The organism is Thermobispora bispora DSM 43833 (assembly GCF_000092645.1).
GTDB lineage: Bacteria > Actinomycetota > Actinomycetes > Streptosporangiales > Streptosporangiaceae > Thermobispora > Thermobispora bispora.
The window spans coordinates 565,830-592,235 of record NC_014165.1 but is presented as its reverse complement, the minus strand read 5'-3'; the positions used below and the strand labels follow the sequence as shown (position 1 = coordinate 592,235).

Annotated in this window: 21 protein-coding genes, 1 tRNA gene and 1 CRISPR repeat array; of the genes, 8 read left to right on the top strand and 14 right to left on the bottom strand. The window is 71.1% G+C overall.

Annotation, left to right across the window (positions count from 1 at the left end; genetic code table 11):
• Positions 1-68: 68 nt before the first annotated feature.
• From nusG to TBIS_RS02675, 3 genes are all read right to left on the bottom strand, one after another.
• Positions 69-809, bottom strand: coding sequence for a transcription termination/antitermination protein NusG (gene nusG, locus TBIS_RS02685; RefSeq protein ID WP_013130797.1), 741 nt, complete (start codon positions 807-809; stop codon positions 69-71).
• 72 nt (positions 810-881) lie between these two features.
• Positions 882-1,139 (bottom strand): preprotein translocase subunit SecE, encoded by a 258-nt coding sequence (gene secE, locus TBIS_RS02680; RefSeq protein ID WP_013130796.1) that lies wholly within the window; start codon positions 1,137-1,139, stop codon positions 882-884.
• A gap of 76 nt (positions 1,140-1,215) precedes the next feature.
• Positions 1,216-1,288 (bottom strand) — tRNA-Trp (locus tag TBIS_RS02675).
• A gap of 267 nt (positions 1,289-1,555) precedes the next feature.
• Here TBIS_RS02675 and TBIS_RS02670 point away from each other — a divergent pair.
• The 4 genes from TBIS_RS02670 (at position 1,556) to TBIS_RS02655 (ending at position 8,076) form a co-directional block, all read left to right on the top strand.
• Positions 1,556-2,761, top strand: coding sequence for a pyridoxal phosphate-dependent aminotransferase (locus TBIS_RS02670; RefSeq protein ID WP_013130795.1), 1,206 nt, complete (start codon positions 1,556-1,558; stop codon positions 2,759-2,761).
• A 337-nt stretch (positions 2,762-3,098) separates the two neighbouring features.
• On the top strand, positions 3,099-4,277 hold the full coding sequence (locus tag TBIS_RS02665; protein ID WP_083785201.1) for an adenosine deaminase: 1,179 nt from the start codon (positions 3,099-3,101) through the stop codon (positions 4,275-4,277).
• 355 nt (positions 4,278-4,632) lie between these two features.
• Positions 4,633-5,364: a class I SAM-dependent methyltransferase gene (locus tag TBIS_RS02660; protein WP_041431126.1), complete on the top strand. Its 732-nt coding sequence runs from the start codon at positions 4,633-4,635 to the stop codon at positions 5,362-5,364.
• An 840-nt stretch (positions 5,365-6,204) separates the two neighbouring features.
• Positions 6,205-8,076 (top strand): acyl-CoA dehydrogenase family protein, encoded by a 1,872-nt coding sequence (locus TBIS_RS02655; protein WP_013130792.1) that lies wholly within the window; start codon positions 6,205-6,207, stop codon positions 8,074-8,076.
• Positions 8,077-8,511: 435 nt separating this feature from the next.
• Here the strand turns inward: TBIS_RS02655 and TBIS_RS02650 are convergent, their stop codons facing one another.
• From TBIS_RS02650 to TBIS_RS02630, 5 genes are all read right to left on the bottom strand, one after another.
• Positions 8,512-9,657, bottom strand: a complete 1,146-nt coding sequence (locus TBIS_RS02650; RefSeq protein ID WP_013130791.1) for an acetyl-CoA C-acetyltransferase — start codon at positions 9,655-9,657, stop codon at positions 8,512-8,514.
• Positions 9,658-9,797: 140 nt separating this feature from the next.
• Positions 9,798-10,694 (bottom strand): class F sortase, encoded by an 897-nt coding sequence (locus TBIS_RS02645; RefSeq protein ID WP_013130790.1) that lies wholly within the window; start codon positions 10,692-10,694, stop codon positions 9,798-9,800.
• 13 nt (positions 10,695-10,707) lie between these two features.
• Complete coding sequence (locus TBIS_RS02640) at positions 10,708-11,607, bottom strand: hypothetical protein (RefSeq protein ID WP_013130789.1); 900 nt, start codon at positions 11,605-11,607, stop codon at positions 10,708-10,710.
• Between the two features lie 238 nt (positions 11,608-11,845).
• Positions 11,846-12,952 (bottom strand): class F sortase, encoded by a 1,107-nt coding sequence (locus TBIS_RS02635; protein WP_013130788.1) that lies wholly within the window; start codon positions 12,950-12,952, stop codon positions 11,846-11,848.
• Positions 12,933-14,375: a hypothetical protein gene (locus TBIS_RS02630; protein WP_013130787.1), complete on the bottom strand. Its 1,443-nt coding sequence runs from the start codon at positions 14,373-14,375 to the stop codon at positions 12,933-12,935. Before TBIS_RS02630 ends, TBIS_RS02635 begins: the two co-directional genes overlap by 20 nt.
• Before the next feature lie 223 nt (positions 14,376-14,598).
• Here TBIS_RS02630 and TBIS_RS02625 point away from each other — a divergent pair, with 223 nt between their 5' ends.
• On the top strand, positions 14,599-15,744 hold the full coding sequence (locus TBIS_RS02625) for an acyl-CoA dehydrogenase family protein (RefSeq protein WP_013130786.1): 1,146 nt from the start codon (positions 14,599-14,601) through the stop codon (positions 15,742-15,744).
• A 189-nt stretch (positions 15,745-15,933) separates the two neighbouring features.
• Here TBIS_RS02625 and TBIS_RS19400 read toward each other — a convergent pair whose 3' ends face one another.
• The 3 genes from TBIS_RS19400 to TBIS_RS02615 form a co-directional block, all read right to left on the bottom strand.
• Entirely contained in the window at positions 15,934-16,098 is a 165-nt protein-coding gene (locus TBIS_RS19400; RefSeq protein WP_013130785.1) for a hypothetical protein, read from the bottom strand.
• A 302-nt stretch (positions 16,099-16,400) separates the two neighbouring features.
• Positions 16,401-16,916: direct repeats of the CRISPR family, unit length 31 nt; unit sequence GTCCGCTCATCACCCCTAGAGGGATCGCAAC.
• Between the two features lie 382 nt (positions 16,917-17,298).
• The gene (locus tag TBIS_RS02620) at positions 17,299-19,533 is read right to left on the bottom strand and encodes a SpoIIE family protein phosphatase (RefSeq protein ID WP_013130784.1); all 2,235 of its coding nucleotides are present in this window, start codon (positions 19,531-19,533) and stop codon (positions 17,299-17,301) included.
• Positions 19,534-19,656: 123 nt separating this feature from the next.
• Positions 19,657-20,361: an iron-dependent transcriptional repressor DtxR gene (locus tag TBIS_RS02615; protein ID WP_013130783.1), complete on the bottom strand. Its 705-nt coding sequence runs from the start codon at positions 20,359-20,361 to the stop codon at positions 19,657-19,659.
• A gap of 77 nt (positions 20,362-20,438) precedes the next feature.
• Here TBIS_RS02615 and TBIS_RS02610 point away from each other — a divergent pair, with 77 nt between their 5' ends.
• Positions 20,439-21,065, top strand: coding sequence for a UdgX family uracil-DNA binding protein (locus tag TBIS_RS02610; RefSeq protein ID WP_013130782.1), 627 nt, complete (start codon positions 20,439-20,441; stop codon positions 21,063-21,065).
• An 18-nt stretch (positions 21,066-21,083) separates the two neighbouring features.
• Here the strand turns inward: TBIS_RS02610 and pdxH are convergent, their stop codons facing one another.
• Positions 21,084-21,728: a pyridoxamine 5'-phosphate oxidase gene (gene pdxH, locus TBIS_RS02605; RefSeq protein WP_013130781.1), complete on the bottom strand. Its 645-nt coding sequence runs from the start codon at positions 21,726-21,728 to the stop codon at positions 21,084-21,086.
• Positions 21,729-21,901: 173 nt separating this feature from the next.
• Between pdxH and TBIS_RS02600 the strand changes: the two genes are divergently transcribed.
• Positions 21,902-23,008, top strand: coding sequence for a citrate synthase 2 (locus TBIS_RS02600; RefSeq protein ID WP_013130780.1), 1,107 nt, complete (start codon positions 21,902-21,904; stop codon positions 23,006-23,008).
• Between the two features lie 289 nt (positions 23,009-23,297).
• On the top strand, positions 23,298-24,410 hold the full coding sequence (gene serC / locus TBIS_RS02595; RefSeq protein WP_013130779.1) for a phosphoserine transaminase: 1,113 nt from the start codon (positions 23,298-23,300) through the stop codon (positions 24,408-24,410).
• Between the two features lie 498 nt (positions 24,411-24,908).
• Here the strand turns inward: serC and TBIS_RS02590 are convergent, their stop codons facing one another.
• The gene (locus TBIS_RS02590; RefSeq protein ID WP_013130778.1) at positions 24,909-25,541 is read right to left on the bottom strand and encodes a rhomboid family intramembrane serine protease; all 633 of its coding nucleotides are present in this window, start codon (positions 25,539-25,541) and stop codon (positions 24,909-24,911) included.
• 99 nt (positions 25,542-25,640) lie between these two features.
• A complete protein-coding gene (locus TBIS_RS02585) occupies positions 25,641-26,405 on the bottom strand; it encodes a crotonase/enoyl-CoA hydratase family protein (RefSeq protein WP_013130777.1) in 765 nt (254 codons plus the stop codon).
• Position 26,406: the final 1 nt, after the last annotated feature.

Sequence of the window (26,406 nt, the reverse complement as noted above, 5' to 3'; positions counted from 1 at the left end):
CAGACCGGCTCCCGTGAGGACGCGAGAACGGCTATCGAGTCTAAGCGAGGCGACGGATCGGCGAGACGTCAGAGCTTCGCGACCTGGTCGAACGAGAGCTCGACCGGCGTCTCCCGACCGAAGATCGAGACGAGCACCTTGAGCTTCTGCGATTCGGGGCTGACCTCGCTCACCGTGGCGGGCAGCGTCGCGAACGGCCCGTCCATCACGGTGACCGACTCGCCGACCTCGAACTCGACGGCGGGAGCCGCCGACTTGGCCGACGCCTTCGCAGCGGCCTCTTCCTCCTCCGGCTCCGGCGCGAGCAGCCGGGCGACGTCATCGAGACCGAGCGGGCTCGGCTTGTTCGAGAGGCCGACGAAACCGGTCACACCGGGCGTGTTGCGGACCGCGGCCCACGACTCATCGGTCAGCACCATGCGGACCAGCACATAGCCCGGGAGGACGCGCTCCTTGACCGGGGTCTTCTTGCCCCCCTTGATCTCGGTGACGGTGTGAGTCGGCACCTCAACCTGGTAGATGTAGTCCTCCATGTTGAGGGAGATGATCCGACTCTCGATGTTCTGCTTGACGCGGTTCTCATAGCCCGCGTACGAGTGCACGACGTACCACTCGCCGGGCAGCCCGCGAAGCTTCTCCTTGAACTCCTCGACCGGATCCGGGGCGCTCTCACCCTCGCCATCGGCCGTGGACGCGTCCTCAGCCGAGTTCGCTTCACCCGCGGTCGAATCGGCGGCGCTGGTGCCAGCCTCTTCCACGACCTCGTCCTGCTCGGCCTCCCACTCTGTGCGGGAGCCTTCGGCCGGCATCTGGGACTCGGGCACGGGACTCTTCCCTCTCGATCGATGCGGTGGCGTGTGGTGGAAGTCTCGGAGGGCGGATCAGGATCCGCCGAAGACCATCAACACTACCTTCCCCATCAGGGTGTCGAGCCCGAAGACGATCCCGACCATGATGAGCACGAAGACCAGCACTACCGCCGTGTAGGTGATGAGCTCGTTGCGGCGGGGCCAGATGACCTTCCGCAGCTCGGCGACGACCTGCCGGTAGAAGAGCACGGGAGAGGTGCGCTTGGCCTTCTTCTGTCCGGCCGCCTTGCCAGGCTTGCCGGCGGTCTCGCCGCGGGTGTCGATAGCCACAGCCCTCACCTGATCCGTCGTGTCCGTCGCAGCTTGCGGCGCGCTCGCCACGCCCACGTGCGCGGACCGCACTCCGCAGGGCACGAGGGACTCGAACCCCCAACCGCCGGTTTTGGAGACCGGTGCGCTACCACTTGCGCCAGTGCCCTAAGCCAGGAACCACGATACCCGAGGAATCTCCGCGCTGGGCGACATTCCTCACGTGGCCCGCTAGACGCTGAAGTGTACGGGGAATCCGCCACTTCGTCGAACCCTGCGGTCCGCGGAACTCACCCTACCGCCGCGCGCGCCCGGCCGTCCCGCTGTCCCGGCGCGTGTTTTCCCAGTTCAGGCGGGATGCCGGAATTCCGGGAAAACGATCCACAGAAGACGGGGTATCCGGGCCGTGCGGCCACCGCGTCTGGGACGATGGACGCATGACCCGTCCTCGCATCTCTGCGCGCATTTCCGCAATCTCCGAGTCGGCGACCTTGGCCGTGGACGCCAAGGCCAAGGCGATGAAGGCGGCGGGCCGCCCGGTGATCGGTTTCGGCGCGGGTGAGCCCGACTTCCCGACCCCGGACTACATCGTCGAGGCGGCCGTCGAGGCCTGCCGTAACCCCAGGTTCCACAAGTACACCCCGGCCGGCGGCCTCCCCGAGCTCAAGGAGGCGATCGCCGCGAAGACCAAGCGGGACAGCGGCTTCGAGGTCGAGCCGTCCCAGGTGCTCGTCACCAACGGCGGCAAGCAGGCGGTCTACGAGGCGTTCGCCACCCTGCTCGACCCGGGCGACGAGGTCCTGGTACCCGCGCCGTACTGGACCACCTACCCGGAGGCGATCAAGCTCGCCGGGGGTGTGCAGGTCGACGTGGTGACCGACGAGAGCACCGGCTACCTCGCCTCGGTCGACCAGCTCGAGGAGAGGCTCACCGAGCGCACCAAGGCCCTGCTGTTCGTGTCGCCCTCCAACCCGACCGGCGCGGTCTACTCGCCGGACCAGGTCGCGGAGATCGGCCGCTGGGCGGCGGAGAAGGGCCTGTGGGTCGTCACCGACGAGATCTACGAGCACCTCGTGTACGGCGACGCGAAGTTCTCCAGCATCGCCACGCTCGTGCCCGAGCTGCGCGACCGCGTCGTGGTGCTCAACGGGGTGGCCAAGACCTACGCGATGACCGGCTGGCGCGTCGGCTGGCTGATCGGCCCCAAGGACGTGGTGAAGGCCGCGACCAACCTGCAGTCGCACGCCACCTCGAACGTCTGCAACGTGGCCCAGGCCGCCGCGCTCGCCGCGGTCTCGGGCGACCTGTCGGCGGTGGAGCGGATGCGCGAGGCGTTCGACCGCCGGCGCAGGACGATGGTCCGGATGCTCAACGAGATCCCGGGCGTGGTCTGCCCCGAGCCGAAGGGCGCGTTCTACGCCTACCCGTCGGTGAAGGCGCTGCTCGGCAAGGAGATCCGCGGCCGGCGCCCGCAGACCACCACCGAGCTCGCCGAGCTCATCCTGGAGGAGGCGGAGGTCGCGCTGGTGCCGGGCGAGGCGTTCGGCACCCCCGGGTACTTCCGCCTGTCGTACGCGCTGGGTGACGAGGACCTGGTCGAGGGGGTCAGCCGGGTGGCGAAGCTCCTCGCCGAGGCCCGCTGAGCCCTGGCGAGCGGAACGGACCGGCGGAGCGCACGGCCGTCCCGTGTGCCGTCCACGCGCGCCCCGTGTGCTCCGCCGCGCCCCGGTCCCGGGCTCCCCGGTCCCGGTCTCCCTGAGCCCGTTCTCCCTGAGCCCGGGGCGTGAGGCACGTGCCGCGCCGCCGTCCCCGGTGGCCGTTTCCGCCGGGCGCCCCGCCCCGGTGCGCCCGGGAAGGCGCGCGGCCCGGTGACGCGCTCGGTGATCACCCGGCCGGGGTCCGGGCGCGCCGGTCGGGCGGCGCCCGGGCTTTCGCCGAAACGCGCCACGGGCCGCCGCCGGGATGCGGCACGATAAGCGAATGGCTCGTCCGCTCGACAGGCTTCCCAAAGCCCATCTGCATCTGCACTTCACCGGCTCGATGCGGCATGCCACGCTGATCGAGCTGGCCGAGAAGCACGGCGTCCATCTGCCCGATGCGCTCGTCCGGGAGTGGCCGCCCAGGCTGCGGGCGACCGACGAACGGGGCTGGTTCCGCTTCCAGCGCCTCTACGACATCGCGCGCTCGGTGCTGCGCCGCCCCGAGGACGTGCAGCGGCTGCTCCGGGAGGCGGCCGAGGACGAGGCGCGCGAGGGCTCCCGCTGGCTGGAGATCCAGGTCGACCCGTCCGGGTACGCCCAGTGGTTCGGCGGGCTCACCTCGACCCTGGAGCTCATCCTCGACGCGGCCGACCGGGCCTCCAAGGACACGGGCGTCGGCATCGCGGTGATCGTGGCGGCGAACCGCACCCGCCACCCGCTCGACGCGCGGACGCTCGCCCGCCTCGCCGCCCAGTACGTGGGCAAGGGCGTGGTGGGGTTCGGGCTCTCCAACGACGAACGCCGGGGTCGCGCCCGGGACTTCGATCACGCCTTCCGGATCGCCAAGCGCGCCGGCCTGCTCGCCGTACCGCACGGGGGCGAGCTGCTCGGCCCGTCGAGCGTGCGGGAGTGCGTCGAGGACCTGCAGGCCGACCGGGTCGGCCACGGCGTGCGCGCGGCCGAGTCCCCCTGGCTCATGGAGCGGCTCGCCGAACGGCAGATCGCCTGCGAGGTCTGCCCGCTCTCCAACGTCAGCCTCGGCGTGGCGCAGCGGCCCGAGGACGTGCCGCTGCGGCGGCTGTTCGACGCGGGCGTCCCGATCGCGCTCGGCGCCGACGACCCCCTGCTCTTCGGGGCCAGGCTGCTGCCCCAGTACGAGCTGGCCCGGCAGGTGTACGGCTTCAGCGACGCCGAGCTCGCCGAGATGGCCCGGCAGTCGATCCGGGCGTCGGCCGCCCCGGACTCGGTCAAGAAGGAGCTCCTCGCCGAGGTGGACGCGTGGCTCGCCTCCCCGCCCGAGCCCGTCTCCCCGCCCGAGCCCGTCTCCCCGGCCGAGGCCGTCCCCGCCGCACCGTCGCAGGCCGAGCCCGTCCCCGCGGAACCCGCCGCGGCCGGGCCAGCCCCGGGCGGGTCTCCCGTGCCGGCACCCGCCCCGGGTCTCATGGCGCAACCGGCGTGACCGGCCCGCGGAGCGCGGGCGCGTTTTCCGGCCGTCCGGCGGGTTCGCCGAGATCGGGAACGGCCCGCGGAGCATGGGCGCGTTGTGCCTCGTCCGGCCCACCTCGGGGACGGCGGCCCGTCGCTCGCCGGCGGAGCCACCCGGTCCCGGGGCGCGGTTCGCGTTACGGTTGGGATGGGTTCGCCCGGCGGGCCATGGCGGAGCTCGTCCCGCGCGTCCGGCGATGCGCCCCTCCCCCGGTGCCGGGCGTACGGCCCGGCTTGCAGGCGGGTATCGAACCCGTGCCGGCGATCCGGGCTCCTCGATGATCGCCAACTACACTTGCCACGACCGTCAGCGCGTGAATGAGGATCTGATGTCTGGATATGACCGGGTAGTTCAGCCGGCGGCCGGAGACGACGCCCTGGAGAACCACCTCGGTGGGGACGAGGCGAAGAACTACCGGCGGTACGAGTTCGACATGGTCGCGCCGCATGTCGGACGGTCGATGCTGGAGATCGGGTCCGGCCTCGGGCACTTCGCCGAGCAGTTCCTCCCGCGCGTCGACCGGCTCGTGGTGAGCGACTTCGACCCCTACTGCGTGGAGCGGCTCCGGGAGCGGTTCGCCGGCCACGGCAACGTCTCGGTGCTCCAGTTCGCGCTGCCCGCCGAGGTCCCGCTCGACGAGCCGGTGGAGTCGGTCGTGATGATGAACGTCCTCGAGCACATCGCGGAGGACGTCGATGCCCTGCGGTCGGTCGCCAAGGTGACGGTCCCCGGCGGACGGATCGTCATCTGGGTCCCCGGGTACATGCAGCTCTACGGCGACTTCGACCGCAAGGTGGGGCACGTCACCCGGTACACCCCCACCACGCTGCGCCGGACCGTGACCGCGGCCGGGCTCGACATCGAGGTCCTCAAGCCGATCAACTTCCTCGGCGGCATCGCCTGGTGGGCGGCGGTCAAGCGGGGCGGCGTGGGCTACCCCGACCCCCGGCTGGTGAAGATCTACGACCGGACGGTGGTGCCGCTCACCCGGTTCATCGAGCGCTTCATCCGGCCGCCCTTCGGGCAGACCGTCTTCTGCGTGGCCCGCGTCCCCGGCTGACCGTCCACCTGGCCGGCCTCATCGATCGGCCGCTCGCCCGGCCGTTCCCCGCCACGGTCATCCGCATGGCTCGGTGTCCAGAGCCGACCCCGTCCGCATGGCCCGCGTCCCCGGCTGACCGTCCACCTGGCCGGCCTCATCGATCGGCCGCTCGCCCGGCCGTTCCCCGGCATGGTCATCCCCATGGCTCGGTGGCCAGAGCCGACCTCCCACATGGCCTGCGGCCCGGGCTGACCGCCCGCGTGGCCGTCTTACCCGCCTACCCCTTCCTCCCTGGCAGGTCATCCGCCTGATGGGCGCCCTGGCCGGCGCCGCTGGCATCCCTCCAGAGCGTGGTCCCGCACACCCACACCCGGCCTCGCCGTACCGCCGACCGGCGGCGTTCCCGGCACCACATGAGCGCTCTCGACCGGCACGGCCGCCCCCCGCGCGGGCCTCTCCGAACGGCCCGGCCTCCCTGACCGGCCCGGGCCGGTACCGCCGGGGTGCTCCTCTCCCCTGGCCGGCTCTCCCCTGGCCGGCGGCCGTACCGCTCTGAGGGCTCGGCCGTACCTCCGCTGGGAATGCGGCCGCACCCGCTCGTGAACCTTTCACCGCCCATCGCCGGCGCGGCCACACGGGCGGTTCCGGAGTGTGCCCACCGCCCCGTCGTCCGGCTCTTCTCGCAGGTCAGCCATGCCGCCAGTCCGGCATCGGGGAAGGGCTGATCAAGCTACTCGCGGGTAAACATAGCGGTACCTGGTGCCCCGCCCAGGGGGACCACACGCCGCGAGGCGGCCGCCGGCCCGCCGGAGGCGGCACGCGATTCGGCGGGGCATGCCAGCCGCTGAGGAGGTCGTGATGACCGATTACGCCAAGGCGCGGGAAGTCGCCGAGGAGGCCCGCGAGCAGTGGATCAGGCCGAGCTTCGGCAAGCAGCTGTTCCTGGGTGATTTCCGGCTCGATCTCGTCTACCCCGCACCGCCCGAGCCCGAGGCCGCGGTCGCCAAGGGGGAGGAGTTCCTGCGGGTGCTCACGGAGTTCCTGCGGGAACGGGTCGACCCCATGGCCATCGAGCGGAACGCCATGATCCCCGACGAGGTGGTCAAAGGGCTGGCGGAGATCGGCGCGTTCGGGATGACCATCGGCGAGGAGTACGGCGGGCTCGGGTTGAGCCACTACCACTACTGCAAGGCCCTCGCGCTCACCGCCTCGTACTCCCCCGCGCTGTGCGCCCTCCTCTCCGCGCACCAGTCGATCGGGGTGCCCAAGCCGATTCAGCTCTTCGGCACGGAGGAGCAGAAGCGGCGGTTCCTGCCCCGGTGCGCGCGCGGTGAGATCTCCGCGTTCCTGCTCACCGAGCCGGACGTGGGCTCCGACCCGGCGCGGCTGTCCACGACCGCGGTGCGTGACGGCGACTCGTACGTCATCGACGGCGTGAAGCTGTGGACCACCAACGGGGTGGTGGCCGATCTGCTCGTGGTCATGGCCCGCACCGGTGAGAAGATCTCCGCCTTCGTGGTCGAGGCCGACTCCCCCGGGATCACGGTGGAGAACCGGAACTCGTTCATGGGCCTGCGCGGCATCGAGAACGGCGTGACCCGGTTCCACCAGGTCCGGGTCCCGGCGGAGAACCTCATCGGCCGCGAGGGCCAGGGCTTGAAGATCGCGCTGACCACGCTGAACACCGGCCGCCTGTCGCTCCCGGCCACCTGCGCGGGAGCGGTGAAGTGGGCGCTCAAGATCGCCCGGGAGTGGGGCGATCAGCGGGTCCAGTGGGGCAAGCGGATCGGCGGGCACGAGGCGATCGCCAAGAAGATCGCCTTCATCGCCGCCACCGCGTACGCGATCGACGCCATCGTCGACCTCACCTGCCGGCTCGCCGACGACGAGCGCAACGACATCCGGATCGAGGCGGCGCTCGCCAAGCTGTACGCGACCGAGATGGCCTGGCTCGCCATGGACGAGCTGGTCCAGATGCGCGGCGGGCGCGGGTACGAGACCGCCGAGTCGCTGCACGCCCGGGGCGAGCGCGGGGTGCCGGCCGAGCAGTTCCTGCGCGACCTGCGCATCAACCGGATCTTCGAGGGCTCGACCGAGATCATGCACCTGCTCATCGCCCGCGAGGCGGTGGACACCCACCTCTCGGTCGCGGGCGCGCTCATCGACCCGAAGGCCGACCTGAAGACCAAGGGCCGGGCGGCGGCGAAGGCGGGCGGCTTCTACGCGAAGTGGCTGCCGAGCCTGCTCGCCGGGTCGGGGCAGCTTCCCTCGGCGTACGCCGCGTTCGGCCCGGTCGCCCGGCACCTGCGCTTCGTCGAGCGGACCAGCCGCAAGCTCGCCCGGAACACCTTCTACGGCATGTCCCGCTGGCAGGGGCGGCTGGAGCACCGGCAGGCGTTCCTCGCCCGGCTGGTGGACATCGGGGCTGAGCTGTACGCGATGACCGCGGTGTGCGTGCGGGCCAAGGAGGACGCGGCGAAGGCGGGCCCGGGCGCGTACGCGATCGCCGACGTGTTCTGCCGGCAGGCCCGGCTGCGGGTGAAGGACCTCTTCCGCCGGCTGTGGGTGAACACCGACGCCGAGGACACCGGGCTGGCGCGCCGGGTGCTGGAGGGCGACTACCTGTTCGTCGAGGAGGGGATCCTCGACCCGTCGATCGAGGGCCCGTGGGTGGCGCCGGCCCGGCCGGGGCCGTCCGAGCGGCCGGACGTCCACCGGCACATCGGCTGAACCGGGCGCCCGGGCGAGCAGGGGCGCCACGCCCCTCCCCCGGGCGGTACGGCCCGGCCGGCGCGGGCCGATCACTCGGACCGGCCAAGGACGGGGGCCGGCCGGTCCACGGCCCGGCGGGCCACGTGCCGGCCGAACGGGCCATCCGTACGAAGACGGACCATCGCGGCTGCGGCGGCCGGCGTACGGCGGGGCCGTACGGCCGGCGCGGCCGCTCCGGGGCCCGGAGGCCGCGCGACGGCCCGCCCGAGGTGGGCCTCCCGAGGTGGCGGAGAGGCCCTCGGCCGGGCCGGTTCCGGTGCGCCCGAGCCCACATGAGACACGACCGGCCACCACACGCGACCCGGCCACAAGACGCGACCGGCGGGGCGGCGGGCCCGTAGGCCTACCGCCCCGCCGGTCTCCGGTCATGGCAGGGCGGCACGTCCGTCCCGCTCAGAGACGCTCGATGATCGTGACGTTGGCCTGGCCGCCGCCCTCGCACATGGTCTGCAGGCCGTACCGGCCGCCGATGCGCTCCAGCTCGTGCAGGAGCTTGGTCATGAGGATGGCGCCGGTGCCGCCGAGCGGGTGGCCGAGCGCGATCGCGCCGCCGTTCGGGTTGGTCTTGGCCGGGTCAGCGCCGATCTCCCGGAGCCAGGCGAGCGGCACCGGGGCGAAGGCCTCGTTGATCTCGATGACGTCGATGTCGTCGATGCTCAGCCCGGCCCTCTGCAGCGCCTTCTTGGTCGCCGGGATCGGCGCGGTGAGCATGTAGACCGGGTCGTCGCCGGCGAGCGCCAGCGTGTGGATCCGGGCCCGCGGGGTGAGGTTGTGCTCGCGGACCGCCCGCTCCGAGGCGATCAGCACGGCGCCGGCGCCGTCCGAGACCTGCGACGACGTGGCCGCGGTGATCTTGCCGTCCGGGCGCAGCGTCGGGAGCGCGGCCATCTTCTCCAGGCTGGTGTCGGGCCGGGGGCCCTCATCGTGCTCGACCCCGTTGATGGGGACGATCTGCTCGGCGAAGTAACCGTTGGCGATCGCCTTCGAGGCCCGCTGGTGGCTTTCGAGGGCGTACTTCTCCAGGTCCTCGCGGGAGAACCCCCACTTCTCGCACATCAGCTCGGCGCCGCGGAACTGGGAGATCTCCTGGTTGCCGTACCGCTCCACCCACTTCTCGCCGTAGGGGAAGGGCATGCCCTTCTCCAGGGGGATGGTGACGTTGGAGCCGATCGGCACCATGGACATCGACTCCACACCGGCCGCGACGACGAGGTCCTGCGTGCCGGACATCACGGCCTGGGCGGCGAAGTGGATGGCCTGCTGCGAGGAGCCGCACTGCCGGTCGATCGTGACCCCGGGGACGCTCTCCGGCAGCCCGGCGCTCAGCCAGGCGTTGCGCGCGATGTCCAGGGACTGAGGGCCGATCTGCGAGACGCAGCCCATGATCACGTCGTCGACCGCGGCGGGGTCGACGCCGGTGCGCTCGATGAGCGCGGCGAGGGTGTGAGCGGCGAGATCGGTCGGGTGGATCGTGGACAGCCCGCCGTTCCGCTTGCCGACCGGGGTGCGGACCGCGCCCACGATGTACGCCTCTGCCACGATGCCTCCATAGAAACCGAGCAGTATTCGGTTTGAAGCGTACCCCTCGGCACTCCGCCGGCAAACGGTCGAATCCGATCCGATACCGGACGACCGGAAACCACGGCCATCGGGCCGGAGGGCTTCGGCAGGCGCGATCCTCAGGAGGCGCGGTCCACCCGCTCGGTGGCGGTCATCCGGGCGTACACGATGACGTTGTCGAGGTAGTGGCCGCTCACCCGGTTGTACACCCCGCCGCAGGTGATGAGGCGGAGCTCGGCGTACTCCGTCCGGCCGTACACCCGCTCGGTGGGGAACGTGTCCTTGCTCGCCTGCTCCACGCCCCCGACCGTGAAGACCGCCACGGTCCCGTCCATCCGGACGACCTCGATCCGGTCGCCGTACCGCAGCTCGTGCAGCCGGCTGAAGACCGCGCTCCGGGTGCGGGTGTCCTTGTGCCCGAGCAGTACGGCCGGGCCGGCCTGGCCCGGGGTCGGCCCGCCCCTATACCAGCCGACGAGGTTCGGCTCGTCCATGGGCGGGCTCTCGAGCTCGCCGTTCCGGTCCGTCCCCACCGAGATGATCGGCGCGTCCACCCCGAGCTTCGGGATGATCAGCCGCTTCGGGGTGGCGGGCTGGAGGGGCGCGGCCGGCGGCTCGGCCGGGACCGGGGGCGGTGCCGTGGCGGCCGCCTGGGTGAGCGGCTCCCCGGGACCGCCCGGCCCCACCGAGGGGGCGAGCCCGCCGGGTTCCTCCCGCTGCAGTCTGATCGTCGAGCGATCCGGGGCGGCGTACTCCTCGGGCGAGCTCACCACGGAGATCACCCCGATGATGACCGTGATGATCCCGGCCACCGCGGCGAAGAGGAGCACCCCGCGCAGGGCCAGGCTGGCGCTCCCGGCCACCGGCTCGGGCTCCGGCGGCACCGGTGCCTGCGGCACCACCGGCGGGAGGACGACCGGCTGGAGGACCGGTGGTGGCCCGGCCGGCAGGTTCGGGTCGATCGGCGCGCCATGGGGCGGGCCCGGCGGGTACTGACCAGCGGGAGGCATGGTCATGGCGGCCTCCCCGTCACGAGCGCTGCCGTACGCCCCGGGTCCGCGCGCGGAGCGCCAGACCGCCCGCCGCGGACGCGAGGACCAGCGCGCCACCGGTCAGGATCAGGACCCGGCCGTCCGGGCCGGCCTCACCGCCGCCCCCGGTGTTCGCCCCGCCCTTCGGCGTGCGCGTCACCTGGACGCCCTGGGTGGGCTGCATGGTCACGGTCTTGTACACGGTCCGGGTCGGCCGGGGCGTGGTCGGGCTCGGGGTCGGGCTCGGCGAGGTGGGGAGGGACGGTGACGCCGATCCCGACGGTGTCGGCGAGGTGACCGGCCCCGCGGCCACGGTGACCACGTGCGACGCGGGCGTCGCGCCGGGCGCCGGGGTGCAGGAGTACGTGACCGGCGTGTCACCGGTGCTGAGCTGCAAAGTGAACGCCTGAGCGGTGATCGTCATGGCTCCGGCGGCCGCCGGGGTCACCGTGGCGGTCATCGGCGGCAACGGGACCGGCACACCGCTCGGCACCTCGAGGCCCGGGGTGGAGCTCCCCGCCGCCTGCGCGGTCGTGGTCGCCGACGGGCCGGCGACCACGAGCTGGCCGGTGAGCGTGATCGGCTGCGTGGCGGGGATCGGCCCGGGGGCGGGCAGGAACTTCCCGGGCTCGGTCGGCTGGGTGTTCGCCCAGACCACGGTGACCGGCTGGGACGGCGCGGCGCTCGCCGGCCCGGCCAGGGAGACGGTCAGCTCGGGCGCGTGGGTGGCCCTGGACTGCGCCGCCGTGCAGGTGTACGCGACGGTCACCGGGGCGGCATCCGCCTCGATCAGGAAACCACCGCCGAGCAGGACGCTCGCACCGATCGCGCCGGCCAGGGCCGCCCGCGCGGCGATCCGGCCGGTCGCCTTCGACTCGCGCACTGACCTCGCTCCCATCCCCGTCATCCGTGGGCCTGCCACGATCTGACGAAATGGTCTTCCCGTCGTCAGATCCTAAAGAAAAGTGATGATAATCGGCATCTCTTAATGATCGTCCCAGAAGCCTGCTGGAACGTCACAGATCACCCGAAGATCGCTGAAGATCACAGGACGGCGCGGCGTACGGCCGGGCCCGGAAGGACGTCCGGCACGGGGCCGCGCGGCCGGACCCGCAAGGGCGAGGCCCCGGGCCGGCTCAGACGACCGAGGTCAGCGTGGCGTAGACGATCACGTTGTCGGTGTAGTGGTGGGTCTTGGCGTCGTAGAGCCCGCCGCAGGTGATCAGCCGGAGCGACGCGGTGGCGGTGTTGCCGTACACCCGCTTCGTCGGGAACGTCAGCTTGCTCACCTGCTCGATCCCGTCCACCGTGAAGATCGCGGTCTTCCCGTCGGCCCGCCGGATCGCGATTTTGTTGCCGCGCTTGAGCTCGCGCAGCCGGTAGAACACGGCCGCGCCCGCGCGCGTGTTCACGTGGCCGAGCAGGATGGCCGGCCCCTGCTCCCCGGGCGCCGGGCCCAGCCGGTACCAGCCGACGAGGTTCGGCTTGCTGAGCGGCGGAACCTGCATCTCGCCCTTCGCGTCCACCCCCACCGGCTCCACGGGCGCGGAGACGCCGATCGCCGGGATCCGGATCCGCACCGGCCTGCCCTTCGTCCGCGCCAGCGTCATCCGCGCGGCCGAGGCGTTCTTCGGAGTCAGCGTCAGCGGCCGGCGCGGCCGGGCCGCGGGATCCGGCGGCGGCGCGGTCGCCGCGGCGGCGGTCAGCGGCTGATCGGTGCCGCCCGGGCCGACGGTCGGGGCGAGGGCCGCCCCGCTCACCCCGGCCCGCTGGGCGTTCACCGGATCGGCCTCCTCGGCGGACGGCGAGAGCAGGGCGAGCGTCCCGGCCATCACCGCGACGATCCCGCCGAGCGATCCGGCGATCAGCATGCCGGCGAGCACCGGCTGGGGCAGCGACCTGCGGCCCGGCGCCGCACCCGGCACCGGTTGCGCGGCAGGCACCGGTTGCGCGGCCGGCATCGCCTGGGCGGCCGGTACGTGCTGTACGGCCGGCACATGCGGCGAGCTCGGCATCTGCGGCGCCGCCGGGGACTGCGGCGGTGCCGGAGTCTGCGGCGCGCCCGGGCTCCCCTCGGCCGTGCCGTACGGACCGGCGGGTGCGGGATCCGCGGGCCGGTGGGCCGGATGCCCGGTCGGCCCGGCGGACGCGCTCTCCCCGGACGCGGCACCGGGGGTCACGCCCTCACCCGAGGCCGCCGGCTGCTCCTCCGGGGTGGGCGCGTCACCCGGTGTGGTGCTCATCGCCGCCCTCTCCGGCCGCCGGTCCGGTCGCGTGCGCGGCCCGGCGCCGAGCCAGCGCCACCCCGCTGCCCGCGGCGAGGGCGAGCAGCAGACCACCCGAGCCGAGGAGCATGGCCGCGCCCGCGGCGTTCCCGGCCGGGGCCTCACCGGTCTGCACCCCGCCCCGCGGCGTCACCAGCACCTGGGCGACGGTCGGGGTGGCGGTCGCGGTCACCGTGGTCGTCACCGTCGGCCTGGGGCTGCCGCTCGGGGTCGGGCTCCCCGACGTGCCCGGGCTCGGGCTCTGCCCGCCGTCCGACGGGCCCGGCGACGGGCTCTCGTTGCCGTTCCCGCCGCCATCGCCGTTCCCGCCGTTGCCGTTGCTCGGGGACACGCTGGGCGTGGACGAGGGACCGCCGTTGCCCGGGCCGTTCGACGGGCTCCCGGCGCCGCCCTCACTGATCACCACGCGGATCGCGGTGGGCTTGTTCACCGCGGTGCAGGTGACCCGGAACTGGCTCGGCGGGTCGAGCAGCTCCTCGGTGACCACCCGGAAGCCGTCGACGATCGCCCACTTGTCCTCGGTGTTCGTGATCTCGAGCGTGTGTTCACCGTACGGCAGGCCGCGCACGCTCCAGAGGGTGTGGTTGCCGCGGTTCACGACGGTGACCGGGTTGCCGTTCTCGTCCTTGGAGGCGTCGGCGTGCTGCGGGACGCCCGGCCGCCCGTCGATCTTGAATTCCAGCCGCCCGGCCCGGTGGTCCTGCTCTGTGATGAAATCGACCCCGGTCCCGGTGAACTTGAACTCCACCCGATGCCACGCCTTGTCGGTGGCGTGCACGTCGTTGTGGATGTCGTTGAAGTGGGCGGGGCGGTCGTTGTCGTCGCGCCAATGATCCCCGTGATAGGTGACCGCGGGGTCGTCGTCGTTGACGATCCGTTCCGACGCGGGCGGTATGAACCCCAGGGTGAGCCGCTCCGGGACGATCTCGAACGTGCCGGGCTGGGTCGTGCTCACCGCGCCCGAGATGAGCGACGGCAGGGTCAGGGCATCACCCTTGCGCAGCTGCTCCTGCTCCTGCGCACCGGAGGAGTGCAGCTCTCCGGACCACTGCTGGCCGGTGACCTTCACGGCCCCGGTCGCCGAGAGCCGACCGCCGGCGGCGAAGTAGTCAGGGGAGACGAAACGGGACGTGTCCGCGTACTTGATGTCCCACCGGATGTCGAGCGGCTGCCCGACGGTCAGCGCGGTCTGCACGGTGAGGGTGGCCTTGAGCTGAACCGGTGTGCTGCTGACGAGGCCCCCTCGGCACCGATACGTGAGGTCGATCTCGGCGGTCTGGGCCTGGGCCGGGGTCGCCGGGGTGGCCAGGAGCATCCCGCCGACCACGCTCGCCACCGCGGCGGCGAGACCTCTGCGCCGCCTCGCTGTCCACTGACTCACCGCATGCTCCGTGATTCGCGATGCCGACCGGCTGACGACGTAAAGCGAGAAACGGTAAAGCGTCAGTAGATCTTAGGCCGGTACGCCTCACGGCATGACCACATCCGCCAAAGGTGGCTTAGTTGAGACCTTTCACCAGGACGTATCCAAACCGGGACGATCGACCGATCGAAACCAGAACAGTATTCTGGTCGTGCCGAACGACCCAAGGAGGCGTAACCCGATGCAGCGCGACCTCTTCGAGGAAGAGCACCTGCTCTTCCGCGACACCGTTCGCGAGTTCCTCGCCCGCGAGGTGGTCCCCCACCACGCCCAGTGGGAGAAGGACGGGATCGTCCCCCGCGACGTCTGGAAGAAGGCCGGCGAGCTGGGGCTGTTCGCGCTGTCCGTGCCGGAGCAGTACGGCGGATCCGGCATCAGGGACTTCCGCTACAACGCCGTGCTCGACGAGGAGATCATCCGCGCCGGTGCGAGCGGCCTCGGGTTCTCGCTGCACAACGACGTCGTCGCCCCGTACCTCCTCGACCTCACCAACGACGAGCAGAAGGAGCGCTGGCTGCCCGGGTTCGTCTCCGGCGAGCTCATCACGGCGATCGCGATGACCGAGCCCGGCGCGGGAAGCGACCTGCAGGGCATCCGGACCACCGCCATCCGCGACGGCGACCACTACGTGCTCAACGGCCAGAAGACGTTCATCACCAACGGCATCAACGCCGACCTCGTCATCGTGGTCGCCAAGACCGACCCCTCCGCCGGGGCGCGTGGGATCACCCTGCTCGTGGTCGAGCGCGGCATGGAGGGCTTCACCAGGGGACGGAACCTGGAGAAGATCGGCCTGCACGCTCAGGACACGGCCGAGCTGTTCTTCGACAACGTCCGGGTGCCCGTCGCCAACCGGCTCGGCCCGGAGGAGGGCCAGGGCTTCATCCAGCTCATGCAGAACCTGCCGCAGGAGCGGCTGTCGATCGCGGTCGCCGCCGTGGCCGCGTCCGAGCGCGTCCTGGAGATGACCATCGAGTACTGCCGGAACCGCAAGGCGTTCGGCCGGAGCATCGGCAGCTTCCAGAACACCAGGTTCGTCCTCGCCGAGCTCGCCACCGAGGTCGAGATCGCCCGGCACTACGTGGACAAGTGCATCCGCGCGCTCAACGCCGGGGAGCTCACGGCCGTGGACGCGGCCAAGGCCAAGTGGTGGACCACCGACCTGCAGAACAAGGTCATCGACCGCTGCCTGCAGCTCCACGGCGGGTACGGCTACATGCTCGAGTACCCGGTGGCCAAGGCCTGGCTCGACGGCCGGGTGCAGAGCATCTACGGCGGCACGAACGAGATCATGAAGGAGATCATCGGACGCTCGTTCGGCTTCTGACCCGCGGGATCTGACCGACGTAGGGGCTTGGCCGGGGCGCCGGTGGACCGCACCGCCGGCGTCTCGGCGTGCCATCGACGTCCCGGCGTGCCGTACCAGCGTCACTGGTCGGTCCAGCGGTCCGGTGCGCTCATCGCCGGGCGTGCGCGCCGGAGATTCGTGACCACGAGCCGGTCGCGGGCCGCTCGGTCAGCGGATCTGCTCCTGCCCCCAGAGCAGGAGCATGACGACGATGAAGACCACCATCACGCCCGCGTAGCGCAACGGCGTCAGCTTGAAGAACCTGCGCACCCGGTTGAGCGCCCAGGCGAACAGAAACGCTAAGAAAACCAGGAGGATGAGTCCGGAGTCCACTTGATCCAGTATGGGGCCCGCCCTGCCGCCCGGTCACGGCCATTGCCGGATCACAGCGGCCAGGTGGCGGCACCGGCCGCGCCGGCCGGGTGACCTGGCCGGCCACGGGGACCGCCGACCCCTGGGGGGAGCTCGCACCCGTGACCTGCCGCCGAGGGAAGATCGACAACGCTAGCTTGTGAGCCGTGGCGACCGGACAATTGACCCTTCTGACCTGCACTTCTGCACAACCGCCGGTCTGCTGCAAATCCGGGCCCAGCGGACCCGCCCACACCGGTCGCGACCTGCGACTTTACCTTGGGGTCCGCTCATCACCCCTAGAGGGATCGCAACATGGCTACTGGGAGCACGGGCAGGACGGTCAGCGTCCGCTCATCACCCCTAGAGGGATCGCAACGGTGCGAGGCAGGGTCGCCCAGGTCCCAGCAGGTGCGGGTCCGCTCATCACCCCTAGAGGGATCGCAACATCTCATGGTACGCGATGGATCCGGAAAAATTTGTCATGTCCGCTCATCACCCCTAGAGGGATCGCAACGACTTGGAGGCGTTGATATATGCGATGATCCGCAGGTCCGCTCATCACCCCTAGAGGGATCGCAACACGCGCACCTCGATTCGGGTGTGCCGCTGCCCGTCCTCGGACTCCAGTCCGCTCATCACCCCTAGAGGGATCACAACATGATCCGGCCCGCCGCGGCCGCGCTCTTGCCCTTCTGTCCGCCCATTACCCCTAGAGGGATCGCAACGAATGGAGCGGTTTCGTCAAGCTGCGCCAACGCGAGTACAAGTCCGCTCATTACCGCTGGAGGGATCGCAACTACCTGGTGAGTGCGAGCGCCCATGCGGGGCGCCAGTCCCTGTGAGGGATCGCAACCAGTTGCACCTGCCGACGTACCAGACGTTGCCGGACCCGGGTCCGCTCATCAACCCGCTAGAGGGATCGCAACACAGGTACCCGTTCACGATCCGGGCTGCCTTGTCGTCCGCTCATTACCCCTATAGGGATCGCAACATCAGCACCTGGTCGTACCGGTCGGCCACGCTGGCGAGTCCTCTCATTACGCTACAGGAATGCAATTCCAAAAAGCAGGGCACCAAAAATAAAACACGAAATGCCTCAAAGTAGACTTAATAAGCCAAATACCACCGCAGATGGTCACCCGAAGCCGCAGAATCAGCTAAGCGGGTGAAAGCGCCCGGTCAGTGGCCGCTGATGTTGATTTCGAACCAGACGGCCTTGCCGTCCCGGGTGGGGCGGGAACCCCAGCGGGCGGCGAGCTGGTCGACGAGGTAGAGCCCGCGGCCGCCCTCGTCGTTCTCCCCGGCGCTGCGGATCCGCGGCAGGCGCAGGTCCTGGTCGAACACCTCGACCCAGATGGACTTCTTGCCCCGGCGGAGCCGGAGGGTGAACTCCTTGTCGCCGACGACCTCGTCGTCCGCGCCCGGGAAGTCCCAGGTGTCCCAGGACTCGTCGAACGGCAGCGGCGGACCGTCGAGCACCAGGGCCCGGCGTGGCACGTTCGAATTCGCCGCGTGGAGCACGACGTTGGTGACGACCTCGGAGACGAGCAGGCAGGCGAGCTCGGCCCGCTCCTCGGGGACCTGCCAGCTGGCGAAGGCCTCGGCCGCCATCCGGCGCGCCTCCCCCACCATGATCGGCTGCGCGGGGAAGGTCCGCTCCTCGAACTCGAGATCGTCGTCGACCGACCGGACCACGAGGATCGCCATGTCGTCGTCGATCTCGCCGGGGATGGCGCGGCTCGCCGCCTCGGCGATGCGCTCGACCGGCTCGTTGGCGACCTTGGCGAGCGTGTCGCAGAGCGTGCGCAGCGCGTCGTCGTCGGACATGGGGGTGCCGTCCGCGTCCCGCGGCGGCCGCCGGTCGACGAGGCCGTCCGTGTAGAGGAGCAGCGTCGCGCCCGGGGGCAGGGTCCGCGTCTCCTCCTTGTAGACGAGGTCCGCGTGCATGCCCTTCGCCCGTACGCCGAGCGGGTGGCCGACCTCGCTGATGTCGAGCTCCTGCACGGTGCCGTCGACGATGAGCAGCGGTGGCGCGTGCCCGGCATTGGCGTAGGAGAGCTGCCGCGACCACGCGTCGTACACCATGTACAGGCAGGTGACGATCGGCGGGCTGCTGACGTCGGCGCCGTACTCGTCGCGCTCGGGCTCGACCACGATCCGGGTCCACTCGTCGAGCTTGGTGAGGATGTCCGCCGGCGGCTTGTCGTCGGTGGCGAACGCCCGCAGCGCGGCCCGGAGCTGGCCCATGATCGCGGCCGCCTTGGCGCCCCGGCCCTCCACGTCGCCGATCACGATGCCGACCCGGCCGGCCGAGAGGGGGATCACGTCGTACCAGTCCCCGCCGACCTGGGTCTGGATGCCCTGGCCGCGGGACGGAAGGGGTGCGGCCGGGTAGTACCACGCGGCGACCTGCAGGCCGTCGAACTCCGGGAAGTCCCGGGGCAGCAGGTGCTTCTGGAACGACTCGGCGGTGTGCCGCTCCTCCTCGAACAGCAGCGCGTTGTCGACGGCGAGCGCGACCCGGGTGGCGATCGCGCCGACCAGGTCGCGGTCGAAGGAGTCGTAGTGGTGCGAGCTCCGGTCGGAGAGGTTGGACAGGGCGAGGTACAGCAGGCCGAGCACCTCGCCGCGCGCGCAGAGCGGGGCGGCGATCGCCGAGGTGATCCCCACCTCCGCGCAGACCCGGGCCGCGGCCTCGCTGGTCGCGGGGAAGCTCACCTGGGAGAAGTCCTCGACGAGGACGGTCTCCTGGTAGCGGAGCGCGCTCTCCGCATAGTGCCCGGGCGGGTAGTTGATCTCGTCGCCCACGCCCTTCCAGGCGTCCGCCGGCGGCTGCCACCCGTGCGCGTGCCGGGAGACCTTGCGGATCAGCCGGTTGCCCTCGAAGAGCTCGATGAAGCAGTGGTCGGCGAACTGCGGGACGAGGACGTCGGCGACCCGGTCGAGCGTCTCCTCCAGGTAGAGCGAGCCGGCGAGCCGTTCCCCGATGCGCTCGAGCAGGCCGATGCGGTCCTTCTCCCGCTCGTTGCTGCGCATGGCCTCGCGGGCCGTGAGCACGATCCCCGAGACGGACCCGGACGGGTGGCGCATCGGCACGGCCTGGGCCCGGACGTAGACCATGGTGCCGTCGCCGCGGATGACGTCGAAGGTGCCCTCCCAGACGCCGCCGCGGAGCACGTGCCGGGCGAGCTCGCCGGCGACCGGGCGGTCCTTGTCCGCCATCCCGAGGTTGGCCAGCGAGTCCTTGGCCGTGGGCTTGCCCGACTTGCCGAACAGCCGTTCGGCGAACGGGTTCCAGTACAGGATGTTGCTGAACCGGTCGGCGACGACGACCGCCATGTCCGTCTGCTCGAGGATCGCCTCGGCGGTCATCCGCTCCGTGATGTCCTGCGGCAGGTCACCCCACGATCTCATTCCACGACCACCCCTCGGGGCAGCGCGCTCGCATCAACGGCCACGGTCGCTCCTGCTCGGGGTAGTGGTGTGGTTGGAGAAACGGGGTTACCTATCGAATTCAAGCAGGCACAGCTCTTTCCGTCATGCGCTGGCGACGAAAAGGTGTGCGGCGACACCGCGCGGAAGGTCCATATCAGTGCCGCCCGCCTGGTCATCGCCCGTCACCCGCACACCGTCGTCGCTCGTCGCAAGCGTTACCTCGCGTCCGGGTTGTATCCCAACTTGCTTGAGTTTAAGCATGAGGGCGGGATCGCTTTGCACCTGTTCGCTGATTCGGCGGATGACGACCTTGGTCGGCTCCTGCGTGGCGACGCTCGCCATGGTGGAGATCTTCTCCTCCCCGGCCGGCTCCGCCTCCGGCACGCCGAGCTCGGCGAGCCCCGGGATGGGGTTGCCGTGCGGGCAGTAGCGCGGGGCGTTGAGGAGATCGACGAGGCGCCTCTCCACCTGCTCGGACATGACGTGCTCCCAGCGGCACGCCTCGATGTGGATCTCCTCCCACGGCAGGCCGATGACCTGGGTCAACAGGCACTCAGCGAGGCGGTGCTTGCGCATCACGCGGGTGGCGAGCAGGCGGCCGGTCTCGGTCATGCTGAGGTGACGGTCGTCGTGCACGATCACCAGGCCGTCGCGCTGCATCCTGGCCACCGTCTGGCTGACCGTCGGCCCGCTCTGCTGAAGCCGCTCGGCGATGCGCGCACGCAGGGGAACGATGCCTTCTTCCTCCAGCTCGAAGATCGTCCGGAGGTACATCTCCGTCGTGTCGATCAGCCCGTTCGAGGTCAAGACTCCTCCAGCCCTTGTTAACCGATGCTACGACCTCCCCGCGCTCGCAGCCGACCTTATTGGGGAAAGCGATTTCAATGGGAAACAGCGGAGATAAGAGATTCCTTCCGGATGGTGAGCCGAGCCTGCCCGCGCTGCGGGAGGCCGCGCGCCGGTGCCAGGGGTGCTCCCTCTACCGCAACGCTACCCAAACCGTATTCGGCACCGGGCCGCCCGATGCAACGTTCATGTTCGTCGGCGAACAGCCCGGTGATCAGGAGGACCGGCAGGGCGCCCCGTTCGTCGGGCCGGCCGGGCGGGTGCTCGCCCGGGCGATCGAGGAGGCGGGCATCGACCGGGACCGGGTCTACCTCACCAACGCGGTCAAGCACTTCAAGTTCCAGACGCGCGGCAAACGGCGGATCCACGAGCGGCCCTCCGCGGCCGAGATCGCGGCGTGCCGGCCGTGGCTCACCGCCGAGCTGCGGGTGGTCGATCCGGTGGTGACGGTGGTGCTCGGCGCGACCGCCGCCCGGGCGCTGCTCGGCCCGGCCTTCCGGGTGACCCGGCGCCGCGGCGAGCCGATCCCCCGGGGCGTGGGGTCGTACTACGTGGCCACGATCCACCCGTCCGCGGTGCTGCGCGCCCCGTCCGGGCAGCGGGGCCCGGCCTACGAGGGGTTCCTCGCCGACGTCCGGGTCGCCGCCCGGCTGGGCGGCCGGTGAACGCGGACGGGGAACCGGTCACGGGGCGAGGCGCTCGCGGATCCACGCGTCACGGCCGCGCCGGTAGCGGATCCGATCGTGCATGCGGTCGGCCCCGCCCTGCCAGAACTCGATCTCCTGCGGGATCACCCGGAAGCCGCCCCAGAAGTCCGGCATGGGCGGGTTCTCCGGCCACCGCTCGGCGAGCCGCCGGAACCGCTCCTCCAGGACCGCCCGGGACTCCAGCACCGCCGACTGCCGGGACGCCCACGCCGCGATGCGGGAGCGGTACGGGCGGGAATGGAAATAGGACTCGCTCTCCTCGCGCGGGAGCCGTACCACGGTGCCCTCGATGCGGACCTGCCGCCGGATCGCGTGCCAGGGGAAGAGCAGGCAGGCGCGCGGGTTCTCGGCGAGGTCCCGGCCCTTGCGGGACTCGTAGTTGGTGAAGAAGACGAAGCCGCGCTCGTCGTAGCCCTTCAGCAGCACGAGCCGCGCCGACGGGCGGCCCCCGGCCGAGCTGGTGGCGAGCACCATGGCGTTCGGCTCCGGCAGGCGGGCGTCGACGGCGTCGGCGAACCACTCGGTGAACTGGTCCAGGGGATCGTCGGCCATGTCGGACTCGATCAGCGGCTCACCGTCGTAAGCGCTGCGGAGTCCGGGCAGGTGGGAAGCGCTGTCCACGAGAAGGTATTCTCGCGCGCCTCAGAGTTGGCCGGATCCGGGGTACCACCATCCGACCTGGGAGAGCGCTTATAGGGAGGGGTGGCGGAGCCGCATCCGAACCGAAAGGGTTAAATTGACCCGCCGGTATCTCGACATCAAGGCTCTGAACTCAGAGAGGGAGGCGGCCGAGAATGTCCGACTTCAAACCCGGGCTCGAAGGCGTCGTCGCGTTTGAGACCGAGATCGCGGAACCGGACAAAGAGGGCGGCGCCCTGCGGTACCGGGGCGTCGACATCGAGGAGCTCGTAGGCAAGGTCTCGTACGGCCACGTCTGGGGCCTCCTCGTCGACAACAGCTTCCTGCCCGGCCTGCCGGCCATGGAGGCCTTCCCGCTGCCCGTCCGCTCGGGCGACGTCCGGGTGGACGTGCAGAGCGCGCTCGCCCTGCTGGGGCCGGCCTTCGGCTTCCAGCCGCTGCTCGACATCGACGATCAGCAGGCCCGGGACGACCTCGCCCGCGCCTCGATGCTGGCGCTCTCCTTCGTCGCCCAGTCGGCGCGCGGCCTCGGCAAGCCGATGGTCCCGCAGCGGCTGGTCGACGAGGGCAAGACCATCGTCGAGCAGTTCATGATCATGTGGCGCGGTGAGCCCGACCCGCGGCACGTCAAGGCCATCGACGCCTACTGGACCTCCGCCGCCGAGCACGGCATGAACGCCTCCACCTTCACCGCGCGCGTGATCGCCTCCACCGGCGCCGACGTGGCCGCCGCCCTGTCCGGCGCGGTCGGCGCGATGTCCGGCCCGCTGCACGGCGGCGCCCCCGCCCGGGTGCTCCACATGATCGAGGCGGTCGAGCGGATCGGCGACGCCAAGAAGTACGTCCAGAGCGAGCTGGACAAGGGCAACCGGCTCATGGGCTTCGGCCACCGGGTCTACCGCGCCGAGGACCCGCGGGCCCGGGTGCTCCGCCGTACCGCCCAGGAGCTCGGTGCGCCGCGGTACGAGGTCGCCGCCGCGCTGGAGAAGGCCGCGCTCGAGGAGCTGCAGGCCCGCAAGCCCGACCGCGTCCTCGCCACCAACGTGGAGTACTGGGCCGCGGTCGTGCTCGACTTCGCGGAGGTGCCCGCGAACATGTTCACGTCGATGTTCACCTGCGCCCGGACCGCCGGGTGGGCCGCCCACATCCTCGAGCAGAAGCGCACCGGTCGCCTGGTCCGCCCCAGCGCCCGGTACGTGGGCCCGTCCCAGCGCTCGATCAACGAGGTGCCCGGCGCCGCCGAGGTGATCGGCAAGCTCTGATCCGCTCCGGGCCTCACCGGCATCACACCCGTTCCCGCCGTCTCGATCAGCGGCTCTGCCCCGGGAGGGGCCGCTGACGGGTACGGCTCGCGCAGTCCGGCCTTTCCCGCCTCCCCGGCGACGGCCGCGACGCCTCGGCGGCCGTGATCCACGGTCCGCGGAGGCGGGAAGGCCGCCCCGATCGGAAATATCTCCGAAGTTTCCGGCTCGAGAAATCAGGGCTTCTTATATTGGCGCAACCGGCTGCCCTGCGTCCAGAGCATCTGGCGAGGTCACTAGGCTTGCATCCGTGGCTGACATAGTGATTCCCGCCGACATCAAGCCCGCGGACGGCCGGTTCGGCTCCGGGCCCTCCAAGGTACGCCCCGAGCAGCTCGCAGCCCTCGCCGCGTCGGGGGCGAGCGTGCTCGGAACGTCCCACCGCCAGAAGCCGGTCAAGAGCCTGATCGCCCGGATCAAGGCCGGGCTCACCGAGCTGTTCTCGCTGCCCGACGGATACCGGGTCGTCCTCGGCAACGGCGGAACCACCGCGTTCTGGGAGATCGCCGCGTTCGGGCTGATCAGGCAGAAGTCTCAGCACCTGAAGTTCGGCGAGTTCTCCAGCAAGTTCACCAAGGTGGCGCAGAAGGCGCCGTGGCTGAGCGAGCCCACGGTGATCGAATCGGAACCCGGCAGCCACCCGACGCCCGTCGCCGAGGAGGGCGTCGACGTCTACGCGCTCACCCACAACGAGACCTCGACCGGCGTCGCCATGCCGATCAAGCGCGTCGCCGATGACGACTCGCTCGTGCTCGTCGACGCGACCAGCGCCGCCGGCGGCCTGCCCGTGAGCGCCGAGGAGTTCGACGTCTACTACTTCGCGCCGCAGAAGTGCTTCGCCTCCGACGGCGGCCTGTGGATCGCGCTGATGTCGCCGAAGGCGCTGGAGCGCGCCGCGGAGATCGCCGGCAGCGGGCGGTACATCCCCGAGTTCTTCAGCCTGCCGACCGCGATCGACAACTCGCAGAAGGACCAGACCTACAACACGCCGTCCGTCGCGACGCTCTTCCTGCTCGCCGAGCAGATCGACTGGATGAACTCCCAGGGCGGCCTGGCGTGGACCACGGCCCGTTGCGCCGACTCGGCGTCGCGGCTGTACACGTGGGCGGAGAAGACCTCCTACACCACGCCGTTCGTGGCCGACCCGGCCCAGCGGTCCAACGTCGTCGGCACCATCGACTTCGTCGATGGGGTGGACGCCGCCACCGTGGCCAAGGTCCTCCGGGCGAACGGCATCGTCGACACCGAGCCCTACCGCAAGCTCGGCCGCAACCAGCTCCGCATCGCGATGTTCCCGGCGATCGACCCCGCCGACATCGAGGCGCTGACCGCCTGCATCGACTACGTGGTCGAGCGGCTCTGAGCTCACCCCCGCGGCCGGGACGCCACCGGCCGCGGGGCTCCGCGTACGCTCCGGCCGGCCGCGACCGCCGCGGCCGGCACGGCGACGCGCCGGAGGTACGGCAGCGCCCGGTCAGACCGTGAGCGCACGGATCCCGCCGGGCGTCTGAGCGTTTCCACGCACCCCGTACCGCCGCCTCGGCTGGGAAGGGACCCGAACCGCCGGAAACGGCTCCGTAGGGGCGTCTACGGGCCGTAGAAGGCCATTCCCGGCGGCGAGCGCCAGGGTTTTTGTTCATGCGGTACGCGCTGGAGGGCTGAGCCCGCGGGCAGGCCGGGTACGGGACGGGTGGCTTCACGATTCGAAGATCACGTGCCCCGGACCTGGCGGCGGACACGCGCGACCGGACCCTTTGGGCGGGTCATGGCATCCGGGCGGTCATGGCGGCCGGGCGGCCCACGGCCGCGGACGCGCCGGCCGCGCCGTCACTCAGGCCCTGGGAGGGCGGGACCGCCCCGATCAGTAGTAGAGGGGCCGGTATCGCCGTCTGCGCAGCAGCCAGGCGGCGAGCACACCGCCGATGAGGCCGAAGAGGTGGCCCTGCCAGGAGACGCCCGGCTGCACGGGCAGCACGCCCAGCAGGAGCGACGAGTACAGCAGGACGACGATCACGCTCAGGACGATGTCGAGCGGCCGCCGGTCGAACAGGCCCCGGGCCACGACATAGCCGAAGTACCCGAACACCAGGCCGCTCGCACCCAGGGTGAGCGTGTTCGGCGGGCTGGTGAGCCAGACGCCGATCCCGCTCACCATGGTGATCAGGAAGCTCGCCGTGACGAACTTGCCGACCCCCCGGATCGCGGCGAGCGAGCCCAGGATGAGCAGCGGCACCGAGTTCGCCATCAGGTGGCCGAACCCGGCGTGCAGGAACGGCGCGAACAGGATGCCCGGAAGGCCGTACGGTTCCTGGGCGATGATGCCGAGCTGATCGAGCTGGCCCAACAAGAGCGTGTCGACGATCTCGATGACCCACATCGCCGCCACGAGCAGGACCACCAGGCTGATACCGCCCAGTGCCCCACCCAGGCCGTGTGCGAGGCGGTTGCCCGGGTTCCGCGGCGGAGGCGGGACGCTCGGCCAGTAATCTCCCATACCCTTACCGTACGCAGCCGGGCCGGATCGCGGGCGGCCCGGGGTCCCGTTCCCCCGCGGGACGGGTGCGCGGCCCGCGGGGGAACGGGGAGGCGACGGTTACTCGCCCTTCCAGACGGGCGCGCGCTTCTCGGCGAAGGCGGCCGCGCCTTCCATGGCGTCCTTCGAGGTGAACACCGGACCGGTGATCTCGTCCTGCTTGGCGAACATCTCGTCGAGCGACCAGTCGATCGACTCGACCATGATCTTCTTGGTCGCCGCGAGAGCGAGCGGGGCGTTGGCCGCGATCTTCTTGGCGAGCTCGGTCGCCTCCTCCAGCGCCTTGCCCGCCGGGGTGATCCGGTTGACCAGCCCGAGCTCGTGGAGCCGGGTGGCCGGGTAGAAGTCACCGGTCAGGGCGATCTCCATCGCGATGTGGTACGGGATACGCCGCGGCAGACGCATCACCCCACCGGCGGCCGCGACCAGGCCGCGCTTGGGCTCCGGCAGGCCGAACTTCGCCTCCTCGGAGGCGACGATGAGGTCGCAGGAGAGGACCAGCTCGAACCCACCGGCGAGCGCGTACCCCTCGACGGCGGCGATGATCGGCTTCTTCGGCGGGGCCTCGGTGATGCCGCCGAAGCCGCGCCCCTCGATCATCGGCAGCTCGCCCGCGAGGAAGGCCTTCAGGTCCATGCCCGCGGAGAACGTGCCTCCCGCCCCGGTGAGGACGAGCACGGACACGTCCTTGCGGGCGTCCAGATCGTCGATGGCGTCGGCGATCCCGCGGGCCACGGCGGCGTTCACCGCGTTCTTGGCCTGCGGCCGGTTGATGGTGATGACGCCGACCCCGCCGTCGACGCTTACCAGAACCTCGTCAGCCATG